The sequence below is a fragment of the Neisseria sp. HMSC065D04 genome (genome assembly GCF_001815675.1).
In the GTDB taxonomy this organism is placed as follows: domain Bacteria; phylum Pseudomonadota; class Gammaproteobacteria; order Burkholderiales; family Neisseriaceae; genus Neisseria.
The window spans coordinates 93,528-99,976 of record NZ_KV821543.1; the positions used below are offsets into that span (position 1 = coordinate 93,528).

The 6,449-nt window shown below is 52.6% G+C and carries 8 protein-coding genes; 7 read left to right on the forward strand and 1 reads right to left on the reverse strand.

The annotated features are described in order from the left end of the window. Positions 1-43 precede the first annotated feature (43 nt). Positions 44-274: a protocatechuate 3,4-dioxygenase gene (locus HMPREF3050_RS10830; protein ID WP_070774797.1), complete on the forward strand. Its 231-nt coding sequence runs from the start codon at positions 44-46 to the stop codon at positions 272-274. A 12-nt stretch (positions 275-286) separates the two neighbouring features. On the opposite strand, the gene HMPREF3050_RS14670 is transcribed toward HMPREF3050_RS10830, so the two are convergent. Then, positions 287-427, reverse strand: coding sequence for a hypothetical protein (locus HMPREF3050_RS14670; protein WP_168166269.1), 141 nt, complete (start codon positions 425-427; stop codon positions 287-289). Between the two features lie 3 nt (positions 428-430). On the opposite strand from HMPREF3050_RS14670, the gene ylqF reads away from it, so the two are divergent. The 6 genes from ylqF to HMPREF3050_RS10860 all read left to right on the forward strand — a co-directional run bounded on the left by ylqF (position 431) and on the right by HMPREF3050_RS10860 (position 6,338). Next, complete coding sequence (gene ylqF, locus HMPREF3050_RS10835) at positions 431-1,372, forward strand: ribosome biogenesis GTPase YlqF (protein ID WP_070774798.1); 942 nt, start codon at positions 431-433, stop codon at positions 1,370-1,372. 174 nt (positions 1,373-1,546) lie between these two features. Then, complete coding sequence (locus tag HMPREF3050_RS10840) at positions 1,547-2,149, forward strand: SMC-Scp complex subunit ScpB (RefSeq protein ID WP_003769031.1); 603 nt, start codon at positions 1,547-1,549, stop codon at positions 2,147-2,149. A gap of 201 nt (positions 2,150-2,350) precedes the next feature. Then, a complete protein-coding gene (recN, locus tag HMPREF3050_RS10845) occupies positions 2,351-4,012 on the forward strand; it encodes a DNA repair protein RecN (protein WP_003776821.1) in 1,662 nt (553 codons plus the stop codon). 150 nt (positions 4,013-4,162) lie between these two features. Continuing rightward, a complete protein-coding gene (gshB, locus tag HMPREF3050_RS10850; protein WP_070774799.1) occupies positions 4,163-5,119 on the forward strand; it encodes a glutathione synthase in 957 nt (318 codons plus the stop codon). 153 nt (positions 5,120-5,272) lie between these two features. Continuing rightward, positions 5,273-5,665 carry a diacylglycerol kinase gene (locus HMPREF3050_RS10855; RefSeq protein ID WP_003744917.1) on the forward strand — a complete coding sequence of 131 codons (393 nt, stop codon included), beginning with the start codon at positions 5,273-5,275 and terminating at the stop codon, positions 5,663-5,665. A 193-nt stretch (positions 5,666-5,858) separates the two neighbouring features. Continuing rightward, positions 5,859-6,338 carry a copper chaperone PCu(A)C gene (locus HMPREF3050_RS10860; protein WP_009311228.1) on the forward strand — a complete coding sequence of 160 codons (480 nt, stop codon included), beginning with the start codon at positions 5,859-5,861 and terminating at the stop codon, positions 6,336-6,338. The last annotated feature ends 111 nt before the right edge of the window (positions 6,339-6,449 follow it).

Below are 6,449 nucleotides of genomic sequence, written 5' to 3' on the forward strand. Positions count from 1 at the left end.
GCCGTACTGGTTTAAATTTAATCCACTATAAAAGGAGAAGCCCATGAAACACATCCTCACCCTCGCACTCGCCTGCACACTCGCCGCCTGCGCCGCCGAAGTCCCCGCCTACCGCTGGCACCGCACCGGCGCAAGCGAATCCGAAGTTTCCCGTCAAATCAACGTTTGCAAATCACAAGCGCAACACGACGCAAAACACGGTCAGACGCCCAAATCCCTTGAACAATGTATGGACGAAGCCGGCTACTACCGCTACGAACACGGCAACCTCTAAACCTTGAGCGCCTCAAACCAAAAGGTCGTCTGAAAAACCGCGAAGGCTTTCAGACGACCTTTGCACAGAAAACGGACAAACCTCAAGGTCGTCTGAAAACACCGCCGAACCACTTTTCAGACGACCCCACCGCAAATCAGACAGAAAGAACAAAACATGGCAATCCAATGGTTTCCCGGCCACATGAACAAAGCAAAAAAAGCCATCGCCGAACGTACCAAGAGCGTCGACATGGTGATTGAAATGCTGGACGCGCGTATGCCCGCCTCCAGCGAAAACCCCCTGCTAGCCCAGCTTTCCAAAGGCAAGCCCAAACTCAAAATCCTCAACAAACAAGACCTTGCCGACCCCGAACGCACCAAAATCTGGCTCGAACACTACAACAGCCGCCCCGATACCCGCGCCATCGCCCTCGATTCCTCCGAAACCGGCGCACACGGCAAAATCACCCAAGCCTGCCGCGCCATGATTCCCCACCGCCAAGGCATAGACAAACCCCTGCGCGTCCTCATCTGCGGCATCCCCAACATCGGCAAATCCACCCTCATCAACGGCATGATAGGCAAAAAATCCGCCAAAACCGGCAACGAACCCGGCATCACCAAAGCCGAACAACGCCTTTTCCTCGCCGACGACTTCTGGCTCTACGACACCCCCGGAATGCTGTGGCCGAAAATCATCGTCGAAGAAGGCGGCTACAACCTCGCCGCCGGCGGCGCAGTCGGACGCAACGCGCTGGACGAAGAAGAAGTCGCCCTCGAGCTCCTAGACTACCTCCGACGCCACTACCTCCCCATGTTGCAAGAACGCTACCAAGCCGACAAAGACCCCAGCAGCCACTGGGATGACAACTCATGGCTCGAGTGGATAGCCAAAAAACGCGGCGCAGTCCTCAGCGGCGGACGGATCAACTACCAAAAAGCCGCCGAAAACATCCTCACCGACTTCCGCGAAGGCAAAATCGGCAGAATCACCCTCGAAACACCGAACCAATGGGAAACATGGCTCAAAAAAGCCCGCCAAAAAGAAGCCGAACTCAAAGCCGTGCGCGAAGCCAGAAAAGCGGAACGCAAAGGGCAGAAGCCTGCGGACAAGTAGGGCGGTATGGTGGAATGCCAAAAGATGTTTCACTGCCCTCAAAAAGGTCGTCTGAAACCTTAGAATAAAATTTTCAGACGACCTGTTTGTAAAATTTAAAACCAACATATAAAACTGAAAAGAGTCCTTGTTCAAGGTCGTCTGAAAACATCAAAACAATTAAATTTTAACGTTATGACTGAAAAACTCCCTCCCGACGCGCTGATTGAAGCTGCGCTTTTGACCCAAACCGAACCCCTAAACGAAAAATCCATGCGCGAATTGTGTGTGCCGCCGCTGTCGCAGGACAAATTAATCGACGTGTTGGCGCAGTTGAAAACGCGTTGGCAGGGTAGGGCGTTGCAACTGGTGCATACGCACGAGGGCTGGCGGTTTCAGATTGCTCAGGCGGCATTCGAGCGGCTGGGCAGCCTTCAGGAGCAGCGTGCGCCGCGCTATTCCCGCGCCGTGATGGAAACGCTGGCGATTATTGCCTACCAGCAGCCGGTGACGCGCGGCGACATTGAGGGCATACGCGGCGTGGCGGTGTCGCAGAACGTGATGCAGACCTTGCAGGACAGGGGTTGGATTGAAGTGATCGGGCATCGTGATTCGGTCGGCCGGCCTGCATTGTGGGCGACGACGCCGACGTTTTTGAGCGATTTGCGCTTGGACAGTTTGGAAGATTTGCCGCCGCTGACAGAATTAGGCGAATTGGTTTTGCCTGATTTGATCGAAACGCCGCCGACAGGCGAAGAAGAGGAGCAGGAAGAAACGCCGGAGCGGCTGATTAATTAAATCAGGCAGGATTGGCAAAGGTCGTCTGAAAACTGGAAATAGGTTTTCAGACGACCTTTTTTCAAAAAATAATATCATTGTATTCAGTTTGTTAGATATAAAATAAGGAAAACCTTATTCAAACTATAAAAAATCTTAGTTATAATCAGCATATCTAAAGTTAGCCGCCGATGTGCGGTCGATTTACTAAGGAATACTACCATGCTGTTGGCACTTTCCCTGCGCGATTTTGTCATTGTTGAAAACCTCAATCTGGATTTCCAAAGCGGTTTTACCGTTTTGACCGGCGAAACAGGCGCAGGCAAATCGATTACGTTGGACGCAATCGGGCTTTTGTTGGGCGATAAGGCCGATTACAGCCAAGTCCGTAGCGGTGCGAAGGAAGCGCAATTGTCGGCATTGTTCGACATCAGCCTTTTGCCCGAACTTAAAGCCCAATTGCAGGAGCAGGGTTTTTTGGACGAAGACGCGGAAGAACTCAGCATCCGCCGCATCATCGACGCCAAAGGAAAAAGCCGCAGCTTCATCAATAATCAGGCAGCCACGCTGGCGCAGCTTAAAGCCGTCGGCGGGCAGCTTATCGACATCCACGGGCAAAACGCCCACCATTCCCTCAATCAAGAATCCGCCCAGCGCGAATTGTTGGACGCATTTGCGGGCAGCAAAGCGCAGGCGGAAACTGTCAGACAGCTTTATCAAAACTGGGTCAATGCGAAAAAAGCCCTCCAAGAGGCGCAGGAACACGCCGAGACCATCATTATCGAGCGTGAGCGTTTGGAATGGCAGTTCAACGAATTGAACCAGTTGGACGTCAAACAAGGCGAATGGGAAGCCCTCAGCCAAAGCCACGACAGTCTTGCCCATTCTGCCGAGCTGTTGCAGGCTGCCGAAGAAGTCGGCGACTACATCGATGGCGACAACGGCATCCAACGTCAAATTTATCAATGCCAAAAGCTGTTGACCAATCTGCAAAACATTGAGCCGCGCTTTGCCGAAAGCCTGAATATGCTGGCGAGCATTGAAGCCGAATTGGGCGAAATCAGTGCCAATATGCGCGACGTCGCAGGCCGAAGCGACATCGATCCCAATGAATTGGCGGCGCAGGAGCAGCGCATGGGCGAGCTGATGGGGATGGCGCGGAAATACCGCATCGAGCCTGAAGCCCTGCCGCAAAAGCTGGCTGAAATCGACGAGCGCCTGCAAAGCCTGCAAGCCGCTGCCGATTTGGAAGCGTTGACGCAAACTGTTGCCCGCAACCTTGCCGAATATCAGGAGGCCGCTCATGTTCTTTCCGCCATGCGCCATCAGGCGGCGGGCAGGTTGGGCGAGGAAACGACCGGACATATGCAGCATCTCGCCATGAAAGGCGCGCGTTTCGACATCGTCCTGCTGCCGTCTTCGCCCACAGCGCACGGTTTGGAGCAGGTACAGTTCCAAGTTGCCGCCAACAAAGGCAATCCGTCCCGTCCGCTGAACAAAGTCGCGTCCGGTGGCGAACTTGCCCGCATCAGCCTTGCCTTGCAGGTGGTTACCAGCCAATACACGCAAGTCCCTACGCTGATTTTTGACGAAGTCGATACCGGTATCGGCGGCGGCGTGGCAGAAATGGTCGGCAAAGCCCTGCGTGCTTTGGGTAAAAAACATCAGGTGCTCGCCGTGACCCACCTGCCGCAAGTCGCTTCCTGCGGTGAAAACCATTGGCAGGTGCGCAAACACAGCGAAGGCGAACAAACCGTCAGCGAAATCAGCGTGTTGGACCATCAGCAGCGTATCGAAGAAATCGCCCGTATGCTTGGCGGCGAAATCATTACCGACACGACCCGCAGCCATGCGGCAGAGTTAATCAGTCTTGCCGCCGCTTAAACGCAGAATCGGAGAGGTCGTCTGAAAAGAAAGTTTGTGTAACCATTCACAAACCGCTTTTCAGACGACCTCTTTGCCAAACCACCCGCGCCCTTTCAGACGACCTCAATACAAGGTATGATTACGTCGTTTGTTTATAAGGAAGTTCCCATGAAAGTCCTGTTTATTGCCGATCCGATGGCAAGTTTCAAAACCTACAAAGACACCACCTACGCCATGATGCGCGAGATGGCAAAACGCGGCTGGCAGCTTTTCCATACCTTGAGCGGCGAATTGTCCGTACAGCAAGGATTGGTGACAGCTCAGGCTGCGCCGTTTGAGTTTCTTGGTGCAAAAGGCGACAATGACCATGAATGGTTTAAAGCGGCAGACAAAGTTCAGACGACCTTGAAAGACTTCGATGCCGTCATTATGCGCACCGACCCGCCGTTCGATATGCAATACCTCTACGCCACCCAATTCCTGACGCTGGCGGAACAGCAGGGCGCGAAGGTCTTTAACAGCGGGCAGGCGATGCGCGACTTCAATGAAAAACTGGCGATTTTGAACTTCAGCCAGTTCACCGCGCCTACGCTGGTTACGACCCGTTCCGCCGATGTCCGCGCATTTTTGAAAGAATACGGCGACATCATCATCAAACCGCTGGACGGCATGGGCGGCATGGGCATTTTCCGCCTGACCGAAAAAGACCCCAACATCGGCAGCATCCTCGAAACCCTGATGCAGCTTGATTCCCGCACCATCATGGCGCAACGCTACATTCCCGAAATCGTCCACGGTGACAAACGCATCCTGATTATCGGCGGCGAAGTCGTCCCCTATGCTTTGGCGCGTATTCCGCAAAACGGCGAAACACGCGGCAACCTTGCAGCAGGCGGACGCGGCGTGGCGCAGGAATTGAGCGAACGCGATCGAGAAATCGCCGAGACCCTCGCCCCCGAACTCAAACGCCGCGGCATCTTGCTGGCAGGTTTGGACGTCATCGGCCGCAACCTGACCGAAGTCAACGTTACCAGCCCGACCGGTTTCCAAGAAATCATGAAACAAAAAAACTTCGACGTCGCCGCGATGTTTGTCGACGCTGTCGAAGCTTGGTCCAAACAATAATACCGAAAGGTCGTCTGAAACCCGAATCCGTTTTAGTAAAACCCGCTTTGCTCGTTTTAGCGAAACCCGCTGCGCTCGTTTTGGCGAAACTCGCTTCGCTCGTTTTCAGACGACCCCTTTTTACAAATATAAATATTGATACAAACATTACTTATGAAACCATCTTCTTACGCTGCCGATAAAAAAGGCAAAAGCGGCATCAAACGCATCATCAACGCATTCGGTTATTCCAAAGACGGGCTTGCCGCCGCCTACCGCTATGAAAGCGCGTTCCGCCAAGTATTATGGCTGAACCTGATTTTGATTGTCTTGACCTTCATCCTCAATTTCGACTCCGCGACCAAAATGCTGCTGATTATTGCGTCGTTTGTTTCGCTGATCACCGAATTGTTCAACACCGCCGTCGAAGCCGCCGTCGACCACACTTCCACTGAAAAACACGAGTTGGCAAAACGCGCCAAAGATGCCGGCTCCGCCGCGCAATTGCTCGCTTTGACGATGCTGGGTATCGTGTGGGCGATCGCATTATGGCACGGGTATGTTTAAATTTACTTTGAGATGATTTATACTTACTAAGTATTAATTCTCATGAATTAATTTGAATCATTTTGTTTAATCTGAGTCAAAGCATTCAGACGACCATTGCATGTAGGATGAGAACAGTATTACCGACATGCAATGTCGCGCGGAAAGCTTTTGCCGCAACAAAACCACCCATTTCATCATAAAGGAGCAATACATGAAAAAATTATTGGCAACCCTGATCGCAGCAGGTTTGGTATCCACCGCTTCCGCAGCCGGTGTTCACGTTGAAGACGGTTGGGCGCGTGCCACCGTTGAAGGCATGAAAATGGGCGGCGCGTTCATGAAGATCCACAACGATGAAGCCAAACAAGACTTCTTGGTCGGCGGCAGCAGCCCGGTAGCCGACCGCGTTGAAGTGCATACCCATGTCAACGACAACGGCGTGATGCGCATGCGCGAAGTCAAAGGTGGTGTTCCGCTGGCGGCAAAAGGCGTAACCGAGCTGAAACCGGGCAGCTACCACGTTATGTTCATGGGTCTGAAAAAACCGCTGAAAGAAGGCGAAAAAGTACCGGTTACCCTGAAATTCAAAAATGCCAAACCTCAAACCGTACAACTGGAAGTGAAAACCGCGCCGCAATCCGGCATGGATCACGGTCATGGTCATGACCACGGTGGCGCGCATCAACACTAATCGTTCATCGTTTGAACTCAAAAGGTCGTCTGAATATTTTCAGACGACTTTTTTGTTTGGATTAAATTTGAGTCGGTGCAATATAGTGGATTAAATTTAAATCAGGACAAG

Bases quoted from the DNA above. Each gene is read 5' to 3' on its own strand.
- gshB (WP_070774799.1), top strand. From the start codon at position 4,163: ATGAAAGTCCTGTTTATTGCCGATCCGATGGCAAGTTTCAAAACCTAC.
- HMPREF3050_RS10840 (WP_003769031.1), top strand. From the start codon at position 1,547: ATGACTGAAAAACTCCCTCCCGACGCGCTGATTGAAGCTGCGCTTTTG.
- HMPREF3050_RS10830 (WP_070774797.1), top strand. From the start codon at position 44: ATGAAACACATCCTCACCCTCGCACTCGCCTGCACACTCGCCGCCTGC.
- ylqF (WP_070774798.1), top strand. From the start codon at position 431: ATGGCAATCCAATGGTTTCCCGGCCACATGAACAAAGCAAAAAAAGCC.
- recN (WP_003776821.1), top strand. From the start codon at position 2,351: ATGCTGTTGGCACTTTCCCTGCGCGATTTTGTCATTGTTGAAAACCTC.
- HMPREF3050_RS10860 (WP_009311228.1), top strand. From the start codon at position 5,859: ATGAAAAAATTATTGGCAACCCTGATCGCAGCAGGTTTGGTATCCACC.
- HMPREF3050_RS10855 (WP_003744917.1), top strand. From the start codon at position 5,273: ATGAAACCATCTTCTTACGCTGCCGATAAAAAAGGCAAAAGCGGCATC.